The sequence below is a fragment of the Nonomuraea aurantiaca genome (genome assembly GCF_020215705.1).
Classification (GTDB): domain Bacteria; phylum Actinomycetota; class Actinomycetes; order Streptosporangiales; family Streptosporangiaceae; genus Nonomuraea; species Nonomuraea aurantiaca.
In genome coordinates this window covers 1-25,619 of sequence record NZ_JAIWNB010000015.1, presented here as the reverse complement: position 1 = coordinate 25,619, position 25,619 = coordinate 1, and the positions used below count along the sequence as shown (strand labels likewise).

Genomic DNA, 25,619 nt, shown 5'->3' with positions numbered 1-25,619 from the left:
CCGCACTTATCGATCTTTGATTTGTTGTCGCTGGTAGTGGCTTTGTCGGGCGCGGGTTTGGTGGCGTCGTCGCCAGCGTGACCAGGCCAGGATGTGAGGCTCGTTGATGGGTGGCCGGGTCAGCAGGGCGAAGAGACGGCGGATCTCGTTCACGGAGAGCGCGATGAGTTGGTCGGTGTGCGTGGCGGTCGGCGGGTCGGGCTCTGGGCCGAGGGAGGCGCGGGTGACGGCCAGGAAAGCCAGGGCGAGCATGGCCAGCGTCATGTAGCGGTACCAGGCGGGGTAGAGGCGCACTTGGTAGTGGTCGAAGGCGGCCTCGTTCTTGCCGCTTTGGAAGCATTCCTCGATCGTCCAGCGGGTGCCGGCCACGTGGACCAGACGGGCCAGCGGGACGGGGGCGGGGGTGTGGCACAGGTAGAACGCCAGCTCGGACGGCTTGCTGATCGAGCGGCGGATGAGCAGGCGATGCGTCGGGGTGTCGGTGGCGATCAGTGCCCAGTCATAGCGTCGCTCTCCCTTGGCGCCGTCACCGCACGACAGGCGCTGCCATCCGCTCTTGGGGATCTTGGCGGCCATGAGGTCGGCGCGGTGCTTGCCGGTGCGGGTAGTGATCTGGTGGGAGCAGGAGACGGCCAGTACGTAGTCGATCCGGTGGCTTTCCAGGAAGCGACGTAATGGCCCGTTGTCGCCGTAAGCTTCATCGGCGGTCACCCAGCCGAACGGCAGCCCAGCGGTGATCGCCCGGTCGATCATCGTCTGCAGTAACTGCGGTTTGGTGGCGAAGCCGACGTGCTCGGTTATCTGCGCGGCCATGCACCGGTCAGGCTGGTTGATCCACGATTCACGCGGGAGATACAGCTCTCGATCCACCATCGCCCGGCCGCGGCTAGAGGCGTAGCCGAGGAACATCCCGATCTGACAGTTGGTGATCTTCCCAGCGGTGCCCGTGTATTGCCGCTGCACCCCGGCCGAGCAGGCGCCCTGCTTCTCGAACCCGGTGTCATCGCCCACCAGCACACCCTCAACCTCGCCGAGATGCTCCCCGACATAGGCGCGCACATCGTCGCGCACGCCCTCGACGTCCCACTTGGCGGCGTTGAACAGCCGCTGCATCCCATCAGGCCTGCCCTCCCCGGCGTACTCGGCCAGCGACCAGCCGTTCTTACGCTCCAACCCGGACAGCATCCCCTCGATGCACGAGCGAGCACGCCGCCGCACTTCCGGGCGCTTGAACCGGCCGGCCACCCGCCCAAATGCGGTATCAAGGCCGGCCTGCAGACGAGCAGCGCTGAGGTGTTCTACGCTGGCCAACGCGGCCATCGCATGATCTTCAAATCCATCACACCTGAATGATCACAGCGGTGGCCGTCTCTTCCTTAACCGGGCAAGACCCAGGCGGTCCGGGGTGGTCCCGGGATGTCCTACCGCAACTGGAAGTGCGGCTGGAGTACTAATAGGTGAGCCAGGCAGTAGAGGGCCTCTTTGTGTCCTCGCTTGATCAGATCCCTCAGCCATGCAATTGCCTCCTCTTCTCTTGCCATTGAGCTCAAGAGGTGAGTCGCTCGGTACAGTGCTTGCGTATCGCCGTTCTGGGCAGCCTGCTGGTACAGAGAAATTGTATGTTCAGCGCCTTTCAACTCCTCGCTGAGCTCGATAACTCTCCGGCCCGCTTGAGGATCCCCCGCCTGAGCCGCTCGTTCGTACATGCCAAGTGCATCTTCATAACGGGTCAGTCTCTCTAGGATTTGCCCGCCTAGTCGCCATGCAGATGCTTCTCCCGCGCGGGCAGCACTTTCGTAGCCCTGGACCGCTTGATCGTATTGCATCATGCCTTCATGCAACTGCGCACACAAAAGCCATCCGGTTGCGCTTCCAGTGGAAGCCAATTGCTTGTATACGTGGATCGCCGCCTCGGAATCCCCAACTTCTGCCAACAGATTGCCTAGGTGCCTAAGGGCGACAGGGTCACCGTGATTCACAAGGCGACGAAGATGGTCGATTGCCCCGTGAAGATTGTTGTTCTTGCGCATCAAAACGACAGCTTGTGCGATAGCACTGCTGTCACCATGTTCGGCTGCTCGAAAATAGCACCAAGCTGCCTTGTCTATCTTGGACGCCTTTTCCAAGAACCCCGCGACGGTAACCTCATCCTGGGACAGGGCATGGTCAAGGCCGGCTGGCACCCGCACAAGCTGGACGCCCCTGGCAAGTTTCTGATCAGCTCCCCAGAACACGACATCCCCCGCCGCGCCCGCACCTATCTCCTCAACGACGAGGGCGTACAGGCCACCGCAGAGCGGCATGCCGAACACCGCCCGCCCCTCGACGAGGTATCGGCTCAAGCCCTGCTACGCGCGGCTGAACTGCCCGTCATGCCGTCACAGTCCACCGTCCAACCGTCGCCCCGGCATGCGCGTGACAGCGCCGTGCGGGAGGCCGAGGAAACCCTGACAGCCACGCTGCGGCAGGCCCCCAGCGACGGGGTAAGCATCGGCGATCTTATTCGCGCAACCGGTATGCGCCGCACCTGGGTCTACCAACGCCTCCAGGAGCTGGGCCGTGCGCGCCAGGTCGAACAGGTCAGGCGGGGACGCTGGCGCGTCCTCCCAGAGATACACGATCCGTAATCGTCCGCGTTCGTTGTCCGCGTCCGTCCGCGCGCGTCTGCGCGTGTATATGGAGCGACAGACGCGGACGGACGATCACAATGCGTAACCAGCGACAGTGCGCGGGGAGCCCGCAAAGGAAGGGAGCCGCACACCCCGACGAACGAGAGGGGGGATGCACATGCAGGCATACACCGTCGAACAAGTCGCGGAGATGCTGAGCATCGGACGTGACAAGGTCTACTTCGTTCTCCGTACCGGCCAGCTCAAGAGCGTCAAGAGCGTCAAGATCGGCAAGCTTCGCCGGATCACCGACCGGCGCCTCGCCGACTTCATTTCCTCGCTGGAAGCGATAGACGAGGCGTAGAACAGCGTGCTACAGGGCCGGTTGTGCGGCACCGCCGCACAACCGGCAAGCGCCTCTTGATAACTGCATGACACGAAAGGAAGCCGTCAATGACGAGCGACCGAACAACCCTGCCTCCCGTACGGGTGGAAACGGAACTGAAAGATCGTCTCCGCAGGTACGCCGAGTCGCAGGAGCGAGATGTGCCGTGGGTGATCAGGAAGGCGATCGAGGAGTACCTCAACCGTCACGAGAAGAGATGATCCCTTGTCCAAGATCCTGATCGGCAAGTACGAAGCGACCATCTACCCCGAGGGGGACGGCTACACCGGAGCCATCTCCCTTGGGTTCGGCCCGGACGGCAAGCGTCAGCGCCTCAAGCGCAAGGCCAAGACCCTGGTCAAGGACAAGCTGATCAAGGCCGTCAAGGACCTTGAGGCAGGCGTCAGCGCATCGGAGACCTACACCGTGCGCGATGCCGTCAACGACTGGCTCAGCAAGGGTCTCAAAGGCCGGTCCGAGAACACCGTCACCAAGCTACGCATCCTCGCCGAGACGCACATCATCCCGAAACTAGGAAAGATCAAGCTCAAGCAGCTACGTGCCGATCACGTGGACGAGTGGATTGACCGGCTCGCCAACACGTTGGCCACCACCACTCTTCGGGAGATCACGGCGTGCTGAAGCGAGCTATCCGGCAAGCTCAGGCACGCGACATGGTGCTCAGGAACGTTGCCGAGCTGGTCACCACACCAACGGGTACGGATGGACGCCCCAGCAGGGCGCTCACTCGGCAGGAGGCAGAGGCCGTACTCAAAGCCGCCGAGTTCTCCGAACTCCACGCCTACGTAGTGCTCAGCCTCACCACAGGCGTCCGTACCGAGGAAGCCCGCGCGCTGCGCTGGGATCATGTCGTCGCCTGGATCCCCAGCCTCAAGACCTGGCATCCGGTGACGGAGGTGGGATTTCAGCACAAGAAGTTCGCCATCTACGTATGGCGTGCCGACCGAGAAGGAGGGGACACCAAGACACGCAAGTCGCGTCGCACGCTGGAACTGCCCAAGCTGGCGGCGCGGGCACTCCGGCAACATCACACCCGCCAAGCCATCCTTAAGCTCAAGGTCGGCGAGGCGTGGCAGGATCACAACCTGGTGTTCTGCACGAGCGTCGGAACTCCGCTGGACGCCTCGAACGTACGGCGGGCCTTCCGCAAGATCACTAAACGAGCGGGGCTCGGAACCGCCTGGAGCCCCCGGGAACTACGTCACTCGTTCGTCTCCATCATGAGTGACCAAGGCGTACCCATCGAGGCCATCGCCGATCTCGTCGGGCACGCGGGCACCAGCGTCACCGAAGCCGTGTACCGGCACCAGCTCAGACCGGTGATCACCAAAGGTGCCCAAACGATGAACACCATCTTCGGCGACAGCCGACACGGGTAGAGAGTCCGAGTGAGATGGCTCCCCGATTGGCTCCCAGACAAGGGAAAAGGGGCTCCGGATCAACTCCGAAACCCCTTGTCACCTGCAAATATCCTGGTGGAGATGAGGGGATTCGAACCCCTGACCCCTTCGATGCGAACGAAGTGCGCTACCGGACTGCGCTACATCCCCATGGACTCGACCAGATTAGCAAACTCCCAGCACTCCTCGCGCCACACATTCAGTCCCCCACCGCCCGCCGAGGCGGCTCCGCGTACTGATCGAACAGTACGTCCCCCTGCCGAGCCGCCAGGTCGATGATCTCGGCCTGGGCCTGTTCGGCCGCCAGCTCCGCCGCCCGCCGCTGCTCGCGCAGGCGTCGGGCGCGGGCCGTACGGGCCTGGATCGCGCGATCGCGCCGTTCGCGGTCCACCTGTACCGCGATCCGGAGGAAGGTCATGTACGCCAGCATGATGAGCCCGGCGGGCGCGACGCTCCACCAGGGGATCACCTTGACCGCGGCGGTGACGACAGAGGCGATCACGAGCAGGGCGGTGAAGAAGAGCAGTCGCCGGCGCCGGGCCACGATGATCGCGCGGCGCCGGGCCCGGAACTGCCGTGGGTCGACGCGTTCGAACTCGCCCGTGTAGTCCTCGGGCTGCTCCACCAAGTCGTCGGGCTGCTGCGACAGGTCCGGGAGCTGGTGTTCGCCGGTGTAGTACTCCTCGAGCTCCACCAGCTCGGCGAGGTTGGTCTTGTCCCTGCGCAACCACATCGGAACCAGGACACACAGCCACATAACGACGATGGCCAGGTAGAGGAGGATGCTCACAGCCACCTCCTGGCACCACAAAGACGCCTAGGTGCCGACGGCGTCTTCGATGTGCTCACGTCACGCACCGTAAGACCGCGTGTCACTAATTGACGAGCATTCGGTGCGGTGTGTCGCGAGATCGTCAAACCTCTTCTACTGGAGACCCACCGTGAGCGGCTGACTCACGCGCGCGACGCCACTGTACGAGCAAGCCCCCGGGTACGTCCTCGACGGTCAACGCGTAACAAATGTGATCGCGCCAGGCTCCATCGATGTGAAGTTGGCGACGCCGTATGCCTTCTTCCCTGAATCCGAGCTTCTCAACCACCCTGCGGCTGGCTTGGTTCTCGGGGCGGATGTTCGCCTCCAGCCGGTGCAGGCCGGTGGTGAAGAAGCAGTGGTCGACGGCCATCGCGAGCGCGGTCGGGGTGATGCCCTGACCGGCCAGCGCGCCGTCGATCCAGTAGCCCACCTGTGCCGAGCGCGCCGAGCCCCAGACGATGGCGCCGATGGTCAGCTGTCCCGCGAACCGGCCACCGTGCGTGACGACCCACGGCAGCGCGAGGCCCTGCCTGGCCTCGCGGCGCAGGGTGCCGACCATGGAGACGTACGGGCCGAGACCCGTTCGGAACAGCGGGGTCTCCGGATTGCTGGGCTCCCAGGGACGCAGCCACTCGGCGTTGCGCAGCCGCGTCTCTCGCCACACACGTACGTCGGCCAGCCGCAGCGGTCGCAGGCCCACCGGGCCTTCGTTGAGAACCGCCGGCCAGCCACGAAGTCGATCCACATCTCTCATCATCCCCCTATCGGGCACGATGTCGCCACGGATCAGTAGCGGTGACTCTCCGCACGCTACGGGCGAGGGTGGTCACCGCCACGAATCTGATCGACCGCATGCTGAAGGACGGGAGCGAGTACGGCCACACCATCCCGTACGCCTCCGGAGGATCCGGGCAGATTGACGATCAACGTGTCGCCCGCCTGGCCCGCCAGACCACGGGACAGGATCGAGGTCGGCACTTTGTCGCGGTTCGCCTGCCGGATGGCCTCCGCTATCCCGGGAATCTCGCGGGTGATCACCCGGGTGGTCATCTCCGGCGTCAGATCGGTCGGCGTCAGACCGGTCCCGCCGGTCGTCACGATCACCGCGTACCCCTGCGAAACGCCGTCGCGGAGTGCGGCCTCGACCGGCTCACCATCGGGCACCACGACGGGCCCCTCCACGGCACATCCGGCCGCCGAAAGCAACGAAACCAGGAGCGGTCCTGATTTATCGGCGTAAATCCCGGCTGATGCGCGGTTGGACACGGTCACCACGAGCGCCCGGATCACCGCGTCCACAACCCGGTCTTGCCGCCCACCTTCTCCTCCACCCGCACATCGGTGATCACCGCGGCCGGATCGACCGCCTTGACCATGTCGATCAACGCGAGCGCCGCCACGGACACCGCCGTCAGCGCCTCCATCTCGACACCGGTACGGTCGGCCGTCTTCACCCGGCAGGTGATGGCGACCCCCCAATCCTCGACGTCGAGCGACACCTTGACCCCGTGCAACGCGATCGGATGGCAGAGCGGGATCAGATCGGGCGTCCGCTTGGCGCCCATGATGCCGGCGATCCTCGCCACGCCGAGCGCATCGCCCTTGGGCACCTCACCCGACCGCAGCAGCTCCACCACCGCGGCGGACAGCAGCACCCGCCCGGTGGCCGTGGCCGACCGCGCCCCGACCTCCTTGCCGGACACGTCGACCATGCGCGCGGCGCCCGTCTCATCGAGATGGGTGAACTCCGTCAAAACTGGGTCACCTCCACCACAGCTCCAGCAGGCACTTCGGTCACGTCCTCGGGTACGACGATCAGCGCGTTGGCCGAGGCCAGCGCGGCCAGCTGGTGCGAGCCCTGCCCGCGTACGGGCGAGACGGTGCCGTCAGACGACAGCACACCGCGCAGGTATGACCGCCGCCCTGACGGCGACCGCAACGGCCCGGTGACCTGGGCGGAGACCGTCTCCGGCGGTTCCACGGGCAGGCCGCGCATCTTCAGCAGCGCCGGCCGGACGAAGATCAGGAAGGAGACGAACGACGAGACCGGATTGCCAGGCAATGCGAAGATCGGCACCTGGTCCGCGCCCACGACGCCGAAGCCCTGCGGCATGCCGGGCTGCATCGCGACCTTCTCGAAGTTGACCGTGCCGAGCGGGGTGAGCGCCTCTTTGACCGGTTCGTAGGCGCCCATCGAGACGCCGCCGCTGGTGACGATCGCGTCGGCGCGGATGAGCTGCGCGTCGAGCTGGTCGAGGAAGGCGGCGGGATCGTCGCCGACGGTGGTCGCGCGGAAGCCGTCGGCGCCGGACTCGCGTACGGCGGCGGTCAGGGTCACGCTATTGGAGTCCCAGATCTGGCCTGGCCCGAGGGGCATGCCGGGTTCGACCAGTTCGGCACCGGTCGACAGGACCACGACGCGCGGGCGCGGCCGTACCATGACGCGGCGGCGGCCCACCCCGGCGATGATGCCGAGCTGCGCGGGCCCGATCACCGTGCCCGGTTTGAGGACGACCTCACCGGCTTGTACGTCTTCGCCCGCCCGCCGGATGGCGTTGCCGACTGTGACGGCGCGGTCGATCGTGACGGAGACCGTACCGCCGTCCGTCCATTCCACCGGCACGACGGCGTCGGCGCCTGCGGGCAGGGGCGCCCCCGTCATGATGCGGACGGCATGCCCGGGACCGACCGCCCGCAGCTCGCTCGACCCGGCGGCAACGTCGTCGATCACCGGGAGGGTGACCGGGACGTCCGCGACATCCTGGGCACGTACGGCATAGCCATCCATGGCCGAGTTGTCGAAGGGCGGCAGCGGCACCGGCGAGGAGACCTCCTCGGCCAGGGTCGCGCCGAGGGCCTGCTCCAGGTCGAGCTCGAGTGGGGCCAGCGGACGCACGGTGGCCAGGATCTCGGCCAGGTGGGCGTCAACTGATTTCATCGAGGAACTCCCGCAACCACGGCACGAACTCGGGCGCCAGGTCGGGCCGGTCGGCCGCGAACTTCACGACCGTGCGGAGATAGTCGAGTTTGTCGCCGGTGTCGTAGCGGCGGCCGCGGAACAGCAGGCCGTGGACCGGCCCGCCCTCCTCGGAACCGCGCGCGGCGAGCGTGCGGAGCGCGTCGGTGAGCTGGATCTCGCCGCCGCGGCCCGGCGGGGTGTTCTCGAGCACCTCGAAGACCGCCGGGTCGATCACGTAACGCCCGATGATCGCCCAGTTGGAGGGCGCCTCGTCCACCGCCGGCTTCTCGACGAGGTCGGTCACCCGTACGACGTCGGACTCGGAGGTGGCCTCGATCGTGGCCACGCCGTACAGCGAGACCTGCTCCTTGGGCACCTCCATCAGCGCGATCACGCTGCCGCCATAGGTGCCCCGCACCTGGATCATGCGTTCGAGCAGCTTGTCGCGGTAGTCGATGAGGTCGTCGCCGAGCAGGCAGGCGAACGGATTGTCGCCGACGTGCTGCTTGGCGCAGAGCACCGCGTGCCCGAGTCCCTTCGGCTCGCCCTGCCGTACGTAGTGCAGGGTCGCCAGCGAGGCCGGGTCGCGGACCTGGGACAACCGATGCTCGTCGCCCTTGGCCTCCAGCACCTCCTCCAGCTCGAACGCGCGGTCGAAGTGGTCTTCGATCGACCGCTTGTTCTTGCCGGTGACCATGAGGAGGTCGAGGAGCCCGGCGGAGGCCGCCTCCTCAACGACATACTGGATCGCGGGCTTGTCGACGATGGGCAACATCTCCTTGGGTGTCGCCTTCGTCGCTGGTAGGAATCGGGTGCCCAGACCTGCGGCGGGCACGACGGCTTTCGTCACAGGGTCGAAGTCAGCCATGAGTAGACCCTAGTGGAGGTATCTGTGGACAAGATGAAACTGCGCCGCGAGCTGCTCTCAGCGCGTAGCTTCCTCTCCCCGGAGCAGTTGCGGATAAACGCCTCGAAGGTCCGCGAAACACTGCTCGATCAGCCGTGGGTACAGATGGCCGGGCTGGTGGCCTGCTACTGGTCCGTCGGGTCGGAGCCGGGGACGCACGGGCTGGTCTTCGCGCTGTGGAAGCACGGCGCGACCGTGATGCTGCCCGTGCTACGGGCGGACGACGACCTCGACTGGGCGGTCTATGACGGTCCCGACACACTCGCGCCCGGCCGCTTCGGGATCATGGAGCCGGTCGACACCCGGCGTGGCGTCGACGCGGTCCGCACGGCCGCCCTCGTGATCGTCCCCGCTCTCGCCGTGGACATACGGTCAGGGGTACGGCTCGGCCGCGGCGGCGGCTCGTACGACCGCGCCCTGTCCAGAGTGGGGCCGAACGTCCCGACTGTCGCCCTTCTCCACGACGGCGAGCTGATCGACGACGTGCCGGCCGAACCGCACGATCAGCAGGTCCGCTGGGCGATCACACCCAGCGGACTCACTAGGCTTATGTGAAGGAAACACACAGGAGGGGACCAGATGACGCTTGATGTCTGGCTTCTCCTTGGTGCCGCGATCGTCATCGCGGCCATCGCCTCCGTCCGCATCGCGCATCGCAGCGGCCTGCCCAGCCTTCTGCTCTTCCTGGGCCTGGGCCTGGTCCTGGGCGAGGCCGGGTTCGGCATCCCGTTCGACAATCCGGAGCTGGCCCAGCAGATCGGCCTGAGCGCGCTGGCGGTGATCCTGGCGGAGGGCGGTCTGACCACGAGCTGGAGCCACGTGCGCCGCTCGGTGCCGCTGGCCCTGATCCTGGCCACCCTGGGCGTGGCGGTCAGCATCCTGGTGGTGGCGGTGGCCGTACAAGGGCTGCTGGGGTTCGGGCTGAACTCCGCGCTGATCCTCGGCGCGGTGCTGGCCTCCACCGACGCGGCCGCCGTGTTCTCGGTGCTGCGGCGGCTGCCGCTGCCGCCGCGCCTGGCCGGCGTGCTGGAGGCGGAGTCGGGCTTCAACGACGCGCCCACCGTGATCGCGGTGGTGCTGCTGAGCGGCGCCACTCACTCGCCGCCGTCACTCGGCGCGTTCCTGCTGCGGACCGGGACCGAGCTGCTCATCGGCGCGGCGGTCGGCCTGGCCATCGGGCCCGCCGGCGCGTACGCCCTGCGCCGCGTCGCCCTGCCCGCCTCGGGCCTGTATCCGATCGCCGTCCTGGCGCTGACCTTCGTCTCGTACGGCGGGGCGGTGCTGCTGCACGGCTCGGGCTTCCTGGCCGTCTACCTGACGGCGCTGATCCTGGGCAACTCGCGACTGCCGCACCGGGCGGCGACCAGGGGGTTCGCGGAAGGGGCCGCCTGGCTGGCGCAGATCGGGCTGTTCGTGATGCTCGGGCTGCTGGCCGACCCCAAGGAGATGCCGTCGGCGATCGTCCAGGGCCTCATCGCGGGAACGGTCCTGGTGCTCCTGGCCAGGCCACTGTCCGTGATGGTCAGCGCGCTGGCGGCCCGGCTGCTGCGCCTCGGGCGGACGAACTGGCGCGAACAGGCGTTCCTGTCATGGGCCGGCCTGCGCGGAGCGGTCCCCATCGTGCTGGCGACCATCCCCTGGGCGGCCGGGGTCGCGGGCTCGAAGGACATCTTCAACGAGGTCTTCGTGATCGTGATGGTCTTCACGCTGCTGCAGGGGCCGACGCTGCCGTTCGTGGCCAGGATCCTCGGTGTGGCCGCCCCCGGAGAGGCGCACGACCTGGAGGTGGAGTCGGCGCCGCTGGAGGAGCTGAAGGCCGACCTGCTGCAGATCAAGGTGCCGCCCGGCTCCCAGCTGCACGGCGTCGAGATCTTCGAGCTGCGCCTGCCGGCCGGGGCCGCCGTCACGCTCATCGTCCGCGACGGCAAATCGTTCGTACCCTCGGGCACCACCCGGGTCCGGGCGGACGACCAGCTGCTCGTCGTCGCCACCGCAGCCTGCCGCGACGAGGTCGAGAGCCGCATGCGCGCGGTCAGCCGCCGGGGCAAGCTGGCCGGATGGTACGGAGAACGCGGTTCGGAATAGACGTTTGACCTAATCGGTTACCATTAGCAGTCGCATCGCTCGAGTGCCAGAACTTGAAGGAGGAGCGCGTGCCGACCTACCAGTACGCCTGCAACGACTGCGGTGAGCAGCTCGAAGTCGTTCAGAAGTTTACCGACGATGCGCTGACCGTCTGCCCGGCCTGCGAGGGGAACCTGCGCAAGGTGTTCTCCGCCGTCGGGATCGTGTTCAAGGGATCGGGCTTCTACCGTACGGACAACAGGGCCAGTTCGACTGGTTCGTCCACCTCCTCTTCGTCCTCGTCCAACGGGAAGTCGAGCGAGAGCAAGCCCGCGGAGTCCAAGCCGGCCGAGTCGAAGTCCACCACGACTCCGGCCCCCGCAGCCGCTTCCGCGACCTCTTAGCCCCCTTTACGCCGCGCCCCTACGCTGCCTCGCCTGGCGTGGGCAATCGGCGTTGTCGCCGAGCAGGGCCGGGGCGACTCGTTCGACGAGTTGCTCCAGCTGGGGGTGCGCGCCCCAGTCCGCGACGAGTCTGCTCAATCCCTCGCTCGAGCAGCGCAGCAGCCTCAGCGCGGCCCGCTGCCCGTCTTCTGTGAGCCGCAGCGAGTCGCCGTCCGGTGACCGTTCGACAAGGCCGTCCGTTATCAGCTGGTTGGCATAGGGACGGCCTTGTTCGCGGCTGACGTTCGCCCGCTCCGCCAGGTCCGCGGCCTTGACCCAGCCCTCGCCGCCGAGCCTGGCCACGATCCAGACGCCCTGCGGTGGCACGCCGGTCAAACCGGCCAAGTCGCCCAGCCTTTCGTAGAAGCCCCTGCGCAGGTTGGCGTCCGCCAGGCGTACGAGACCGCGCTCGACCTCGGCCAGCGACGACCGCTCCGCCGACGTGGCGCCCAGCCCCTCCCCCAGGTCGGCCGCCTTGGTCGTCTCCCTGAGGCGCTGCTGCGGAATCAACCAGCTGAGCAGGAACGCGACGAACATCACCGGCGCCGCCACCCGGAAGACGGCGGCGATCGCGTCGGCGTACACGTGCAGAAACGCAGCCACGAGGTCGCCCGGCAGCCGCTGGACGGTGGTGGGATCCTGCTGGACCTGCGCCGGATCGAAGCCCGGCGGCAGCCTGGTCTTGGCCAGCAGACCGCGCAGATCGGCGTCGAGCCGGGCGGTGAAGACCGCGCCGAGCGTGGCGACGCCGAACGAGCCGCCGATCATCCGGAAGAACGTCGCCCCCGACGTGGCCACGCCGAGATCCTTGAAGTCGACCGCGTTCTGCACGATGATCACCAGCACCTGCATGGTCATCCCCAGCCCCACCCCCAGGACCAGCAGGGACAGACCCAGCGCCGTCAGGCTCGTGTGCTCGGTCACCATGGAGAGCAGGAACATCCCCGCCGTCGCGACTCCGGTGCCCGCGATGGGCAGGAAGCGGTATTTGCCGGTCCTGGCGATGATCTGACCGCTCACGATGGACATCGTGAACATCCCCGCCATCATCGGCAGCAGATAGACCCCGGACAACGTCGCGCTGACCCCGTGAACCACCTGCAGGTAGAGCGGAAGGTACGCGAGCGCGCCGAACATCCCGAACCCCACCACGAACCCGACGAACGCCGTCAGCGAGAACGCCCTGATCCTGAACAGCCCGAGCGGCAGGACCGGCTCGGCCGCCCGCCGCTCGGCGAGCACCCACCCGGCGAGCAGGGCGACGGCCGCCACCGCGAGCCCGATGATCATCGGGCTGACGGCGGCACCCCCGGTGGCGATCAGGACCAGGCAGGACGTGGCGCCGCCGAGCAGCACGACGCCCATATAGTCGATCTTGTGCTTGGTCCGCGTCTGGTCACCCGGCAGCGCCGTGGCGATCACGAACAGCGCGACCGCGCCGATGGGCAGGTTGATGTAGAAGACCCAGTGCCAGCTGAGATGGTCGACGAACAGCCCGCCGAGCAGTGGCCCCACGATGCTGGACACCGCGAAGACCCCGCCGAAGAACCCCTGGTATTTCCCCCTGTCGCGGGGCGACACGACGTCGCCGACGATCGCCTGGGCCAGCACCATGAGCCCGCCGCCGCCCAGCCCCTGGATCGAGCGGAAGAAGATGAGCTCGCCCATGTTCTGGCTCAGGCCGCAGAGTGCCGAGCCGACGAGAAAGATGACGATCGCCGCGACGAACAGCCTCTTACGGCCGTACTGGTCGCCCAGCTTGCCCCAGAGTGGCGTGGAGACCGTCGAGGCGAGCAGGTAGGCCGTCACCACCCACGACAGCTGCTCCAGGCCGCCGAGGTCGCTCACGATCGTCGGCAGGGCGGTGGACACGATCGTCTGGTCGAGCGCCGCCAGCAGCAGGCCGAGCATGAGCGCGACGATGATGAAGACGAGGCCCTTTTGCCGCATGCGAAGATACTACTCTTCGCACTTGTGTGCTAACGCAACGAAGTAAGTTATCCACAGAACGCCATTCAGCCCCTGCTCCCCCTCCACCGATACCGCTAATCTCGGCGCCATGCTCACTCGTGCAGACATCGGCGTCATCGGCGGCTCGGGCTTTTACTCCCTGCTCGACGATGCGGAGGAAATAGAGGTCGCCACCCCTTACGGGCCGCCCAGCGACGTGGTCACGGTCGGGCGGATCGGCTCGCGCCCCGTGGCGTTCATCCCCAGACACGGGCGGGATCATCGCTTTCCGCCCCATCGCATCCCCTACCGGGCCAACCTCTGGGCGTTGCGCTCGCTCGGCGTCCGCCAGGTGCTCGCGCCCAGCGCCGTGGGCTCGCTCCAGGTGGAGCACGGGCCGGGCGCGATCGTGATCCCCGATCAGCTCATCGACCGTACGTCAGGACGAGTCCAGACCTTCTACGACATCGACGGCGCGGTGCACGTGTCCTTCGCCGACCCCTACTGCCCTTCGGGCCGCTCCGTGGCCGTCACGGCCGCTCGGGCGGGCGGCTGGGCCACGGTCGACGGCGGCACCCTCGTGGTGATCGAGGGCCCGCGCTTCTCGACCCGGGCCGAGTCGCGCTGGTTCGCGGGCAACGGGTGGACGATCGTCGGCATGACCGGCTTCCCCGAGGCGATTCTGGCCCGCGAGCTGGCGCTGTGCTACACCTCCCTGTCGCTGGTGACCGACCACGACGCCGGGGTCGAGGCCGGCGAAGGCGTGACCCATGACGAGGTGCTGGAGTTCTTCGCCCGGAATGTGACACGCATGCGGGGTCTGGTGGCGGAGGCCGTGCAGGGGCTGCCGAGTGAGCGATCGTGCCCGTGCGGGTCGGCGTTGGACGGCATCAAGCTGCCGTTCGAACTGCCGTGAATGGAAGCCCTGCGGGCGGCCGGCCGGGGCTCGCCCGCCCCGGTTCGGCGGGGCGGCCTGAACGGCTCAGCCGGCTAGGCGGGCTCGGAGGGCTCGGCCGGCTCGGGTGCCTTGGGCGGGTTGGACGTCGTCGGCGGCGTCTTGTCGCGGCGATGGCAGCTGGCATCGGCGTCCTTTCCACATATGTCGCCCTACGCCCTACTCACGCCCCCTCCGTACTGGTGGCAACCCATGACCTCTCCCCCGGCATCCTCAAACCGGGCGACCTCCGCCCGGCCGCCCTCAACCCACCCCCGTCCGGCGCCGTCCGCTCGGGCGCCGTCGGCCGCGTGCTGGCCGGGGCCATGCGCCGCGGCGAGCCCCTCACCGACGTACGCCTGCTCCACTCGCTCCCGCTGCCACCCGGCACCGTGGCCGCGCCGGTGCGCATCGCCGACTCCGACACGGCCCAGCTGATCGCCCCAGGCTCGACGATCGGCGTCCTGGCCGCCTGGGAGGGCCAGCCGGCCCAACTGGTCGCCGACGACGTCACCGTCGTGACCATCCCCAAGGCCGACGACGACCACGGCGCCCTGATCGTGCTGGCCACCACCCCGTCACAAGCAAGCCAGCTGGCCGCCGCCCAGGCAGGCGGCCGACTGTCCATCACCATCAAGCCCCACCCGTAGCAACCGTCACCGAAATGGATTCGCCTAGAGAACGGAATCCTTCTTGGGGTCGTACTCCCAATGCCACGGCTCAAACGGGCTGCTGTAGGCCCAGGACGGATGGAACCACCCATACTTCTTGGAGTTGTTCTCCATCCAGACGAACTCCACCGACCGGAACCGCTCCACCCCACCACAAAGGTCAACAGCCAGCCCGAGCCCGTGGTTACTCCGCCCCGGCACCGCCGCGAACCCCGGCCGCCGATAGTAAACCGACTGCTGCTCAGCCAGACTGCGGTACGCGTCGGTCACGCACATCTGCTTGCCGAACCGCTTCCGATAGGCCTCATTCAAGCTGACGAAGGCGATCGTCGCATCAGCCCTGAGGCTCTGCCCCTTCTGCTGCAACGGACACAACATCGCCTTGGGGATCAACCCATTCGGATAGGAGTTGGCCGTCGCCGCCCGCAACGGATTGCACCCCAGCGCCGCCCGCCCCACCTTGTCGACCTTGATGCCCATCTTCACCAGCGCCGCGGTCAACGACTTGACGATCTTGTCCGACCGCTGCCTGAGCGTATCGATCTCCACCGCCATCTGCGCCTCGGCCAGCAGATTCGACGCCCGCAACTCCTGCGCCTCCCCGGCCAGCCGCTCCGTCTCCTTGTAGAGCGTGCTGGTCTGCTCAACCACCTGCTGCCGAAGCGCCACGATATGAGAGGTGTTGGTCAGGGCCCGCAACGTATCCGCGTTAGCGTCACCGGACAGGAACGGCGTAACCCCATCACCTCCGACGGGCTGCTCGTACAGCAACTCCGCCATCTGCGACACGGGCTGCCGGATCACGGCAAGCTTCCTCTCCGCCTCCTGCAGCGCGTTGAGCTTGCCCGTCAGCGCCTTCTCAGAGGCGGCGATGTCGCTACGACGCTTCTCCAGCGCCTTGGTCGCGTCCTCAAGCTCCTTGGCCGACTTCTCGGCCTCCTTGCGGAGCTCGGTAAGGGTCGCCGGATCCCGCCGTTCGGCGTGGGCAGGCGTAGCCGCAGGTAGCACGACCAGGGAAGTCATGGCCATGACAACCGCGATCAGACCCGCTGACCGAGGGGATGGCACCGTCGACTCCTCCGTTTGCAACTCTGTTACCAGGGTCCGGCACGCACGTTACTACAGCCCTCCGAGTGCCCGGACCGAAGTCAGAAGACCTGTTATGACCGCGAAAGAACCACTTTGTACGTCCAACTGCCTTACCAGCAGCCTTCAGGGGCTTGTCGTCCCAGGTAGGACGGGTACATCACGGACAGATCCGCCCACGTGTGCGGCCGGTGCATCCTCACGGGCATATGACCCACGGGGGCATGTGATGACCCTCGGGGTGGCGCGGCGGCCATCTGTGGCATCTATGGGGGTGGGTGGCAGGGCAGGCGACTGCCACACTCCTCACGGTCGGATCAACGCGTACTCGGTTTCACCGGCAAGCGGAGCCATACACACTCAGACGAGGCCAAGCACAGTCGGAACAGCACCATCTTCAGCGAACGCATCAAGCAGGCCACCACCACTCCCAAACATCCACCTCCCCTCCTTCACTTCCACCCTCACTTCCGCCTTCGCTTCCCCCTTCGGTCACCTCTCGCTTGGGCTCGGTCACTTCCCGATTGAGCCCGGCCACCTCTCGCTTGGGGCCGGCCGCCTCCCGCTTGGGCTCGGTCACCTCTCCCTTGGGGCCAGCCGCCTCCCGCTCGAGGCCGGTCGCCTCCCGCTGGGGCCGCCGCTCATGCTCCCGACACGACTTCCAAAGCCACGTATCCACCCACTCCCCCGCACACGCCCGCTCCGTACGCACAGGCTCAGCCGTAGTACCTCGTTCCACGACGACAGGCGCAGGAGAGGGCATCACCATCTCTGCCTCGCCCTCCTGCGGCTTCGGCTTCGGCGCGGCATCGCGCACAACTGCCGGCACCACCCCCTCGTACCACCGCTCAGGCCGACCAGGCGCAGGCATCAAAACCGGCTCAAACCCCACCCACCCCCCAACCCCAGCCCGCATCCCCCGCTGCGCCGCCGCCCTCTCATAGCCGGTGAGCTCCCCCGCCAACAACCCCCCAGCAAGGATCCCCGGCGCCAACACAGCCGCAATCAACACGACAGGCCGCCTACGCACCTGACTACGTCGCCTTCTGGTCACGGACCCGACGCTATCTACGCGGGATGCGCAACAATCTGATCGCTTGCCATGCCTTTACTGCAGCTCAGAGCACCCATGACCCACCCCGCCAAACTCACCGCCGCCCCGCGTCCCACACACTGCCGTAGTTTCGCTAGGCTTACGGGGTCCGCCTCCGTAGCTCAGGGGATAGAGCACCGCTCTCCTAAAGCGGGTGCCGCAGGTTCGAATCCTGCCGGGGGCACTCTTCTCCACCAGGCTTTTAGCATGCTGACCTGCGCTTTCTCGGCCGCAGGTCTTTTGCTTGCTAGACCGTTGGTAGGCCGCCGGGCGCACCCCAATGCAGCCGTAGGAGCATGATCACGGGATATATACGGGATGATCTTGGTGGCATTTCCCGAGTTCAGCACGGCCGTACGACTGGCTCAAGATCCGACCGGCCGAGGCGAGAGCGACGCCATCCTCAGAGACTTGCAGGCTTCTGCGCAGCCCGATCGGGCCCCGACCGCTCCGGGAAGCCGCTGATCGCACGGTCAGCGATCTCGCGCGACTGGTGAGAGCCATTCCGCACCATCAGACGGCGGCCCCGCTCGTCACCGCTCATTGACGAACCTGGCGATACAGGCGTCGACCTCAGCCTGGAGCATCCCGGCCAGCATCCGCCGCCCCCTCCCGCACGATCTCATCGATCGACGACGACGGCCCGGCAACCTGGCCGCCGGTCCGGTCTCCCTCCGACGGCCCGGGCACTAGCTTGAGTATCGGGCGTGCCTTCCCGACCGCCGTTGGCGCGTCGGTCATACTTGAGTCCCTATGTGATTGTCGGGAAGGAGCCCCTTCCCGACAGATCCACAGATTTCGTGCGTTGCTCGAGACTTACCCGCCTGGCCAGAACTGAAGGCAGTAGACCTCCAGGTCCGACGGGAATCCTTCGGTTTCCCAGTCAACTTCGTCGGGGTCGCGGAGTTCGCGCAAGATCGCGCGGAGCTTCCATGACGTAACTTGCTGTCCTAGATCGAAGGCGGCGTGGTCGCTGTGGGAGACCAACTCGGCTAGGCGGATCCGCCCTGAGGTAGCCGAGAACTCCACTTCCCGCACGTTGCCGTCGCCGGGATCGTCGGGAGCCCCGTCCCAGAGCTCGAACCGCACCTGCACCTTGTGATCGGAGTATCCGGTGCTGACCAGACCGCCGTTAACGGTGACCTGCAACCAGTCATCGTCGTCATAGCCGAGCTCCCATGGAGAGGGGGCATCCTTAGCGCCTGCCGAGCCGTCCTCGTCTAGGAACAGGAACTGTCCGTACTCGACGGAGACTATGTCTTCCATGGCAGTGACCAGTTTCGCCATGCTACGGGCCTCCTCAGTTCCACGCCAGTCTAGTGGAAGGCGCCCCGACAGAGTCTATCCGTCGGGGCGACACTCGAATCTCCAGTAGTTATGGGGCTAGGTCCATCTCACCGGCGTATGCATGTTGACCATGAAGGAGTCTCCATCGAGAATCCGATTATTCTGGAACCACGCCCCCAGCGAGCTGCCGAACTTTTGGTTCTGCCTACCGTTTATCAGTCGAACAGAGAAGTTATATGCAGGATCTGCGCGCAAGGATCCCTGATAGGTAGAGGCGAATGGGAATTCGTCGCAGTTTAGCGCCTTGTCTCCGTATTTTTTAATGCTCCCGGGCCACGTTTTCCTGATTTCAGTGTGGCAGATACGGCTCGATTCTGTTCGCTGCTCATTCACTGCTGTCGAGTTCGTCAGCCGGGTTAGCGAACGCATTGCTGTATCTCCGGGGATACGCTTCTGCGTATTGGGCGGCAAGCCGGGGAAGTTGACGCCCCCCGGTAGCGGATAAGATCCCATGCTCCGATAAAGCGCATCGTAGATATGGTCATATTGTTCAGGCCAGGTGTCGCCCTTCTCGTTAACGTCGTTTCTCGACAGATGCATGATGGGAACACCCATCATGACCACGCACCCACCACGCCCCCCATACCAGGTGATAGCGGCCGAGCTGTCGCACCGGACGTAAATTTTCACATTCTTCTTGGTCGTTTTATTGAACCCTGGGGCCGTAGCCTTCAAATGTGGGCTCACTACACACTGCTCGATGGCGCTTCTCGGATCGGCCAGATACCGGGAATGAAACTCCCAGGCGCCATCCCAGTCCTGATCCCCATTTCCGTGCCCCCAGGATGACAGCGGAGCATTGCTGACACCGTACTGTATTCCGGCACACGTCGTCGGGTTCCCTGAGGAACTCGTATTGTATGGCAGAAGTTGCAGGTTGGGATTTAACAGGGTGCCCCATGCTAGCGTGGGATCGAGTCGATAGAAGACCGAGAACTTACGATCGTCAAGCGCGGCCGTGGTTCGAAGATACAGCCACCCTTTCACCTCACCGATCTTTGTTTTCTTTCCGCCTCGCTTGACCCACTGGCGTATTTTGACAAACCGGGTCTGACACCAATTGAACCGGTTCTTGAGCCATCCTTGTTTCCGGCCTGAGAGGATGGCGGCATTGTCTGCCGTGCACTCGCTCCAGGATTTAATTTCTTCTGGCCACGACTTCGTGGATGGGAGCTCATCCATCGTCTTGACGGGGGTCGAGCGCTTCTCGGATGCCTCCACTCGGAAGGTGCTCCACTCAGACCACGCGCCAGTCGCACCGCCGGCTGATGCTCGGGCCCGCCAGCGCAGGCCCCACCCCTTCTTGAGTTTCGTCGGAGGGATTTTGAAACTCACGGTTCGTGTTCCTGGCGTCACGCTAACGGTGGAATCCCAGACTGTTCCCTCGCGATGACCGACGGCATCAGGATCGTGCGCTACCTCGACTTCAACAGTGGTGCGGCCGGCGCCCTTACGCTCCACGTTGACCAGCAGGTACGGCTCCACGCTAGAGATGGTCGGCTTGCCCTTGTCCAGGCGACTGCCTCGCACCCGAAGCGTGCCGATCTTCAACGACTGCCTGGACGGGTCAGACAGCGCCTTTGCGGGACTCCAAGTACCGGTAGAGAATATCCCCGAATATGGAGGCATGACGTTTCCTGCAACATCTGACACATTACTTAGCTGAATGTTGTAGATGCCATCCAGAGGATGGCTGGGAGTGAACGTGAGCACTGTGTCGCCCTGGCTCATCTGCGATCGGCCCGGCACGATCACGTTCTCAAACTGGTCGACCAGGGTCAGCGTTGCGGCTTTAATGGCTTCGCTGAAGTGGACAGTAATTTCGGTGTCGGCTGGGACGCCTTGGGCCTCGTCCGATGGGCTGGTCTCCACGATCGACGGCGGTGTCACATCCGGTTCCCCCGTCGAAGGGGGGGTGGGTGTAGGTGTCGGAGTCGTGGTATCGACGTAGGTCACAGTCAGAGTGGGACTCTGCTCCTGGGACGTGCTCCCGCGGGAGGAGAGGAATCCGCGGTCGTATACGGGGGCCGTAGCGGACTCATCGACGCCTCGGAGGACGAGACCGTTGTTCTGTTCGCCCGCAGCCCACGCCTGAGCAATCCCGGTGATGGGCCAGGACCAGGCCACGTTCGCGCCGGGCTCGTCGGTGCAGCCTCCCGGATCCTGGGCCGTGGCCTCATTTGCGGTCGTGCTGGCAGGTTGGTTGCTCCACGATACTGTGTCGGTGGTCCACGCAGTTGTGACCTGTTGCGTCTTGATTCCCGACTGGCTGTCTCCGCAGCCGTCGGATGAGTTGTTCCATAGCTGGAGCTTTGCGTCTACCACCGCCTTGCCACTGATTGCGGTCGTGTCGAATCGCAGGTAGCTGCGCTCCAGGGTCATGCTGCTGAAGAAACTCCAAGCTCCGGCCCATAGCCCTTCACCCGCGGCATCGCCACCGCCTTCATTGTCGATCCACATGTCCGCTTGCAGCGGTATAGTTATAGTGTGCTGATTCCCTGTCACAGGTGGTGGCGCGCCCGGTCCAAGCAACATGAGTTCGTCCATATAGAGCGATGTGGCCGTTGCTTGGGCGCCTAGCCGTACGGTAAGTCGTGCTTTGACCGCATCGGCTGGAGGCCATTCCGGAGTTTCTACCTGGGTCCAGGTGTCTGCGGCAGCGGTAACGTTTTCAAGACTTGAGCTGATCGTCTGGCCTGTCTGATCCAGCCATTCGATGCCGTAGTGGAGGGATTGATCCTTTCCGGGCGAGTAGAACCAGCCTGAGGACGTGTAGAACTCCGTCTTCGATACCGGAATGTCGCCTTCAGAACGCACGGTCGTTTCCGAAGCCCCCGCATCGGTGGTTACTCGTGCGGACGCTTGTCCGTTCGCCTCGTGTGCCCGGTCGGTCGAACGCTCCAGAAGGCCTCCTATGCCGGTCCATGGTGCGATGGCCGTCTCGAAGTAGGGGTTCTCATTGAGGATCTTGTCGGGAGTTGTTGGACCTGTCGGAGTCGGGTGAGGTGTTGGCGTCGAGGTTGGCGGTGTGTTGTCACCACGGTTAGGGTCGCTTCCCTGCTCGATCTGTTCATCGGTCAGCCCATCCGGATGACCTTGCTCCATAAGCTCGCTCTCGCTGGCCACGCCGGAGCGGAGGCTGTCTGCCCGCACTTCGTCGGCGTTCGGAACAGGCGTGGGATCCGGCTCATTTCCCGTTGTGCCTGAGTCCACCTGCGCTTGATCCGCTTCATAGGTATCCTCGGTCGCCGCGTCACTGTCGGTGAGATAGGCGACGTCGAGGTACTCCGCTGGCACGGGCGTGTACTCGATGAACAGCACCGGGCCGCGAGGAGTGGCGGGGTAGGTGTCGTAGCCGCCGTACTCAAACATCCGGTAGCTGCGCCAGTTCGAGGCTTCCGTCTCGATCGGGGACTTCAGCACCACGCCCAGGTCGGGAGTGCCGTTCATCCAACCCTGGACGATCTGCTCGATCGAGTAGTACAGCTCACCCTCGCCTTCAGGGCAGATGGTCGCGCTGTAGGCGCCCTTGTTGCCGACGTGCCCCTCGGTCGTCGAGCGCGGTTGAGTGTTCCACGTCAGCGTCTGTATGTCCCAGGAGCTGGTGATCTGCCGCAGCTCGATACCAGGATTGTCGGTGTCAGAGCAGTTGGAGGAGTTGTAGTTGAACAGTCGCAGGTCCGCGTTGCTGACTGTGCCACCCTCCAGCGGCGTGCCCTTGATGTTGAAGCGGAAATAGGCGCGGTGCGTCTGAGAGCCGCTGTGCGACCTGCCGGCGAACGACCACGTCAGCCCCGCATTATCCTTGCCGCTCTGGCGAACGTTGCTAACGTGCGTGTCGCCGTCGATCCCAGTACCCGTCCATGTTTCCGACGCCGTCTGCACCGTCACCGGATATGTCACAGCAGGATCGGCCAGGAACTTGGAGTCGGCGGCGACGACAGCACTGTCACCTGCAGCACTGTGCTCTACTTCAATCGGAGCCTGGCCGATCTTCCCCGTGTCGGGGTTGGCGTTAGCGGCAGCGTCCACCATCAGCGCCGATGAGACATCCCCCGTCTGCTTGCCCTTGGCGTTCAGCAGAGCGGGCTTGCCTGCCGCGGTGCCGAACTTCGAACCCTTCGGCAACTTCACCGGGATGCGGAACTTCAGGTCTCTGCTCCCGGAGCCGGGCCGCTCGCGGATCACGATTTCCTGCGTGAAGCCACTGGGCGTCACTGTGATGACGAGATCCAAACCCTTGCCGTAAGCGGACCGGTAAGTGGCGACGCTGCCCTTGATCTCCGGCTTCGGAAGCTTGTTCGGGGTCGCGATCGAGGCCGGACCCGCCTCGCCATTCACCTTGATCAGCATGGTGTCGCCGCCGGGCGAAAGGACGAGGTCGCCCTTGACCGCCTTCGGCTGGATGACACCATCCTTCTCGACCAGCGTCGGATCGACCGGCAGCCAACTGGTGCCGTCCTTCGCCCGCATCCACACCGGCCTGGTCGCCACCTCGGCGTGCATCGTCCGGCCGTCGGGGTTGGCGTAGAACGTTCCATACTCGCTGCGGTAAGCGGGGATCTCGACCCGCTTATTTTGCTTTTTTGCTTCAGCCCTCAGAGCCTCAAAAGGATCAGTCGAAGCTGTGGCGGAGGGCTTCTGGGTGGGAGGTGGAGCCTCCACCTCGGCGATAGCGGGGGCCGTCATCAGCGAGGTGGCCACTGAGAGCGCTGACGTTATCGCGAGTAACCGGGAGCGCCCTAATTTCTGTGTGGTCTTCACTAACACCCTCAATCAGGAGTGATGGGATATATCTCAAGATCCTTTTATCTCATCCTTACCTGAGGGGACAAGCCTTCGCAGATAACAAAATCGAACACACTTTCGCGAATGAATGCGGTAGATCACATTCCGTTACGAGGCCCTGGTTGTGGCAATGTGCGGTCGGCCCGGGCGCGGTGTGCTTGGCCGCCTATGGCGGTGCCACATCAGCGGTGCTTCGCCCGCACCTGCTCACGCTTGGCCTTGGCCTGGGTAGCCGGGGTCAGACCCCATGCGGATGCCGCACCCTATGGGGATAATCCCCGATCAGGTGAAAGGCCCGCAACCACGCCGGGTCGCCTCAACTTTGCAACCCCTGTAATGACTCCCGTGAGCCTTAACCGGGAAGGGAATTGCGACCTTTCGAAGCTTCCTGTCAATCTGACAAAAAGATACTGTAGGATTCATGGCCGACGACCAATGGGAGCCGCCGAGCGTCCTGCTCGCTGTCGATCTGGTGATCTTGACCTTGCGTGACGCCCGCCTGCACGTCCTGCTCGTCGAACGCGGCGTCGAGCCGCATTACGGCATGCTCGCTCTCCCGGGGGGCTTTCTCCACCACCAAGGCGAGGACATCGAAGTGGCGGCGCGCCGGGAACTGTCAGAGGAGGTCGGCCTGGTCGACGTGCACCTAGTGTCATGCGCCTGAAATTCGCCGGATAAGTTTCTATTCTTGTGGGCATGGCGCATTCGGGACCGCTGGCGGTGGAGATCCATCTGACCGAAGTCGAGCGAGCTCGGCTGGTTGGCATGTCGGCAGAGCCATCGAGGTTGGCGATCCGGGCGAAGATCGTGCTTGCCTGCGCGGAGCCGGGGGCCAGTAATGCCCAGGTGGCGCGGGAGTTGGGCATCGCCGTGGGCACGGTGCGCAAATGGCGTGCCGCCTTTGCCGAGGGTGGGTTGGATGGGTTGGCCGATGGGTCCCGCGTGGGGCGGCCTAAGGCGGAGTTGACGGTGACCGACCACGAGCGGGTGGTACTGCAACGGTGGGCCCGGCGGGCGAAGTCCTCGCAGGTCTTGGCGATGCGCTCGAGGATCGTGCTGGCGTGCGCGGACGGTAAGGACAATCAGCAGATCGCCACCGAGTTGCGGGTGCACCCGGACACGGTGTCGAAGTGGCGTCATCGGTTCATCTGGTTACGACTGGACGGGCTGATCGATGAGCAGCGTCCGGGCCGGCCGGCCTCGATCACCTTGGATCAGATCGAAGAGGTGGTGGTGGCGACACTGGAGGAGACACCGAAGAACGCCACGCACTGGTCACGCGCCCGGATGGCCGTACGCAGCGGGTTGAGCAAGTCGACCATCGGGCGGATCTGGCGGGACTTCGGGCTCAAGCCGCACCAGGCCGACACCTTCAAGCTGTCGAGCGATCCGTTGTTCGTGGAGAAGGTCGTCGATGTGGTCGGCCTGTATCACCATCCGCCCGAGCGGGCGGTGGTGCTGTGCGTGGATGAGAAGTCCCAGATCCAGGCGCTGGATAGGTCGCAGCCGGTGCTGCCGATGATGCCGGGCATGCCCGAGCGGCGCACCCACGACTACGTCCGTAACGGGATCACCAGCCTGTTCGCCGCCTTCAACGTCGCCGACGGCAGCGTCATCGGGGAACTGCACCGCCAGCACCGCGCCACCGAGTTCAAGAAATTCCTGATCACGATCGACAAGACGGTGCCGGCCGAGCTGGACGTCCACCTGATCTGCGACAACTACGGCACCCACAAGACCCCGGCGATCAAGGCATGGCTGGCCCGCCACCCCCGCTTCCACCTGCACTTCACCCCGACCGGCTCCTCATGGATCAACCAGGTCGAGCGCTGGTTCGGCTTCCTGACCGACCAAATGATCCGCCGCGGCGTGCACAAGAGCATCCAATCCCTGGAGCGAGACATCCGGGACTGGATCGCTCAGTGGAACGACAATCCCCGCCCCTTCGTATGGAAGAAGACCGCAGAAGAGATCCTTGAATCCCTCGCTAAATATCTCCGACGAATTTCAGGCGCATGACACTAGTGCTGTGACCGGAAACGATCACCGGGTTGGCGTGTAAGTCGCTCCTGCCGATTGGATGGTGCTGATCACGTTCGATCGGCGCTCAGGAGGCCAGGTGACGCAACCGGTCAAGGTCCGCAGGCT

General features: G+C 65.2%; 24 protein-coding genes and 2 tRNA genes. 13 read left to right on the top strand and 13 right to left on the bottom strand.

Annotation, left to right across the window (positions count from 1 at the left end):
- Positions 1–6 precede the first annotated feature (6 nt).
- Both LDL49_RS31015 and LDL49_RS31010 read right to left on the bottom strand, forming a co-directional pair.
- Positions 7–1,320, bottom strand: coding sequence for an IS701 family transposase (locus tag LDL49_RS31015; RefSeq protein WP_225296131.1), 1,314 nt, complete (start codon positions 1,318–1,320; stop codon positions 7–9).
- Positions 1,321–1,421: 101 nt separating this feature from the next.
- Positions 1,422–2,030, bottom strand: a complete 609-nt coding sequence (locus tag LDL49_RS31010) for a tetratricopeptide repeat protein (protein ID WP_225296129.1) — start codon at positions 2,028–2,030, stop codon at positions 1,422–1,424.
- Between LDL49_RS31010 and LDL49_RS31005 the strand changes: the two genes are divergently transcribed.
- The 5 genes from LDL49_RS31005 to LDL49_RS30985 all read left to right on the top strand — a co-directional run bounded on the left by LDL49_RS31005 (position 2,007) and on the right by LDL49_RS30985 (position 4,394).
- The gene (locus LDL49_RS31005) at positions 2,007–2,627 is read left to right on the top strand and encodes a helix-turn-helix domain-containing protein (RefSeq protein ID WP_225296127.1); all 621 of its coding nucleotides are present in this window, start codon (positions 2,007–2,009) and stop codon (positions 2,625–2,627) included. The genes LDL49_RS31010 and LDL49_RS31005 overlap by 24 nt on opposite strands.
- 154 nt (positions 2,628–2,781) lie before the next feature.
- Entirely contained in the window at positions 2,782–2,973 is a 192-nt protein-coding gene (locus tag LDL49_RS31000) for a helix-turn-helix domain-containing protein (RefSeq protein ID WP_225296125.1), read from the top strand.
- Between the two features lie 89 nt (positions 2,974–3,062).
- A complete protein-coding gene (locus LDL49_RS59335; RefSeq protein WP_225296123.1) occupies positions 3,063–3,215 on the top strand; it encodes a CopG family ribbon-helix-helix protein in 153 nt (50 codons plus the stop codon).
- A 4-nt stretch (positions 3,216–3,219) separates the two neighbouring features.
- Positions 3,220–3,636, top strand: coding sequence for a tyrosine-type recombinase/integrase (locus LDL49_RS30990; RefSeq protein WP_225296121.1), 417 nt, complete (start codon positions 3,220–3,222; stop codon positions 3,634–3,636).
- A complete protein-coding gene (locus LDL49_RS30985) occupies positions 3,630–4,394 on the top strand; it encodes a tyrosine-type recombinase/integrase (protein WP_225296118.1) in 765 nt (254 codons plus the stop codon). Before LDL49_RS30990 ends, LDL49_RS30985 begins: the two co-directional genes overlap by 7 nt.
- A gap of 94 nt (positions 4,395–4,488) precedes the next feature.
- Here the strand turns inward: LDL49_RS30985 and LDL49_RS30980 are convergent.
- The 7 genes from LDL49_RS30980 to galU all read right to left on the bottom strand — a co-directional run bounded on the left by LDL49_RS30980 (position 4,489) and on the right by galU (position 9,056).
- Positions 4,489–4,565 (bottom strand) — tRNA-Ala (locus tag LDL49_RS30980).
- Positions 4,566–4,614: 49 nt separating this feature from the next.
- Complete coding sequence (gene sepX, locus LDL49_RS30975) at positions 4,615–5,205, bottom strand: divisome protein SepX/GlpR (RefSeq protein WP_225296117.1); 591 nt, start codon at positions 5,203–5,205, stop codon at positions 4,615–4,617.
- A gap of 124 nt (positions 5,206–5,329) precedes the next feature.
- On the bottom strand, positions 5,330–5,983 hold the full coding sequence (locus LDL49_RS30970; RefSeq protein ID WP_225296541.1) for a GNAT family N-acetyltransferase: 654 nt from the start codon (positions 5,981–5,983) through the stop codon (positions 5,330–5,332).
- A 56-nt stretch (positions 5,984–6,039) separates the two neighbouring features.
- Positions 6,040–6,519 carry a MogA/MoaB family molybdenum cofactor biosynthesis protein gene (locus LDL49_RS30965; protein WP_225296540.1) on the bottom strand — a complete coding sequence of 160 codons (480 nt, stop codon included), beginning with the start codon at positions 6,517–6,519 and terminating at the stop codon, positions 6,040–6,042.
- Positions 6,516–6,941 (bottom strand): cyclic pyranopterin monophosphate synthase MoaC, encoded by a 426-nt coding sequence (moaC, locus tag LDL49_RS30960; RefSeq protein ID WP_372470479.1) that lies wholly within the window; start codon positions 6,939–6,941, stop codon positions 6,516–6,518. Before moaC ends, LDL49_RS30965 begins: the two co-directional genes overlap by 4 nt.
- Before the next feature lie 38 nt (positions 6,942–6,979).
- Positions 6,980–8,167, bottom strand: a complete 1,188-nt coding sequence (gene glp, locus LDL49_RS30955; RefSeq protein ID WP_225296112.1) for a molybdotransferase-like divisome protein Glp — start codon at positions 8,165–8,167, stop codon at positions 6,980–6,982.
- Positions 8,154–9,056: a UTP--glucose-1-phosphate uridylyltransferase GalU gene (galU, locus tag LDL49_RS30950; RefSeq protein ID WP_225296110.1), complete on the bottom strand. Its 903-nt coding sequence runs from the start codon at positions 9,054–9,056 to the stop codon at positions 8,154–8,156. The genes glp and galU overlap by 14 nt, the downstream gene beginning before the upstream one ends.
- A gap of 33 nt (positions 9,057–9,089) precedes the next feature.
- Here galU and LDL49_RS30945 point away from each other — a divergent pair, with 33 nt between their 5' ends.
- The 3 genes from LDL49_RS30945 to LDL49_RS30935 all read left to right on the top strand — a co-directional run bounded on the left by LDL49_RS30945 (position 9,090) and on the right by LDL49_RS30935 (position 11,563).
- On the top strand, positions 9,090–9,650 hold the full coding sequence (locus LDL49_RS30945; protein WP_263655732.1) for a 5-formyltetrahydrofolate cyclo-ligase: 561 nt from the start codon (positions 9,090–9,092) through the stop codon (positions 9,648–9,650).
- Positions 9,651–9,674: 24 nt separating this feature from the next.
- Positions 9,675–11,180, top strand: coding sequence for a potassium/proton antiporter (locus tag LDL49_RS30940; protein ID WP_225296106.1), 1,506 nt, complete (start codon positions 9,675–9,677; stop codon positions 11,178–11,180).
- A gap of 68 nt (positions 11,181–11,248) precedes the next feature.
- Positions 11,249–11,563 carry an FmdB family zinc ribbon protein gene (locus tag LDL49_RS30935; protein WP_225296104.1) on the top strand — a complete coding sequence of 105 codons (315 nt, stop codon included), beginning with the start codon at positions 11,249–11,251 and terminating at the stop codon, positions 11,561–11,563.
- Positions 11,564–11,569: 6 nt separating this feature from the next.
- Here LDL49_RS30935 and LDL49_RS30930 read toward each other — a convergent pair whose 3' ends face one another.
- Positions 11,570–13,552, bottom strand: coding sequence for a DHA2 family efflux MFS transporter permease subunit (locus tag LDL49_RS30930; RefSeq protein WP_225296103.1), 1,983 nt, complete (start codon positions 13,550–13,552; stop codon positions 11,570–11,572).
- Between the two features lie 109 nt (positions 13,553–13,661).
- On the opposite strand from LDL49_RS30930, the gene LDL49_RS30925 reads away from it, so the two are divergent.
- Together LDL49_RS30925 and LDL49_RS30920 are read left to right on the top strand one after the other, a co-directional pair.
- A complete protein-coding gene (locus tag LDL49_RS30925; RefSeq protein ID WP_225296101.1) occupies positions 13,662–14,468 on the top strand; it encodes an S-methyl-5'-thioadenosine phosphorylase in 807 nt (268 codons plus the stop codon).
- Between the two features lie 221 nt (positions 14,469–14,689).
- Positions 14,690–15,136, top strand: coding sequence for a CpaB family protein (locus LDL49_RS30920; protein ID WP_225296098.1), 447 nt, complete (start codon positions 14,690–14,692; stop codon positions 15,134–15,136).
- A 24-nt stretch (positions 15,137–15,160) separates the two neighbouring features.
- On the opposite strand, the gene LDL49_RS30915 is transcribed toward LDL49_RS30920, so the two are convergent.
- On the bottom strand, positions 15,161–16,180 hold the full coding sequence (locus LDL49_RS30915; protein WP_225296096.1) for a D-alanyl-D-alanine carboxypeptidase family protein: 1,020 nt from the start codon (positions 16,178–16,180) through the stop codon (positions 15,161–15,163).
- Positions 16,181–17,447: 1,267 nt separating this feature from the next.
- On the opposite strand from LDL49_RS30915, the gene LDL49_RS30910 reads away from it, so the two are divergent.
- A tRNA-Arg gene (locus LDL49_RS30910) sits at positions 17,448–17,520 on the top strand.
- A 632-nt stretch (positions 17,521–18,152) separates the two neighbouring features.
- Here LDL49_RS30910 and LDL49_RS30905 read toward each other — a convergent pair.
- Together LDL49_RS30905 and LDL49_RS30900 are read right to left on the bottom strand one after the other, a co-directional pair.
- Positions 18,153–18,623: a hypothetical protein gene (locus LDL49_RS30905; RefSeq protein WP_225296095.1), complete on the bottom strand. Its 471-nt coding sequence runs from the start codon at positions 18,621–18,623 to the stop codon at positions 18,153–18,155.
- A gap of 96 nt (positions 18,624–18,719) precedes the next feature.
- The gene (locus tag LDL49_RS30900) at positions 18,720–23,387 is read right to left on the bottom strand and encodes a DNRLRE domain-containing protein (protein WP_225296092.1); all 4,668 of its coding nucleotides are present in this window, start codon (positions 23,385–23,387) and stop codon (positions 18,720–18,722) included.
- Positions 23,388–23,892: 505 nt separating this feature from the next.
- Here LDL49_RS30900 and LDL49_RS30895 point away from each other — a divergent pair.
- Entirely contained in the window at positions 23,893–24,135 is a 243-nt protein-coding gene (locus tag LDL49_RS30895; protein ID WP_225296090.1) for an NUDIX domain-containing protein, read from the top strand.
- 32 nt (positions 24,136–24,167) lie between these two features.
- A complete protein-coding gene (locus LDL49_RS30890; RefSeq protein ID WP_225296088.1) occupies positions 24,168–25,490 on the top strand; it encodes an IS630 family transposase in 1,323 nt (440 codons plus the stop codon).
- Positions 25,491–25,619 lie beyond the last annotated feature (129 nt).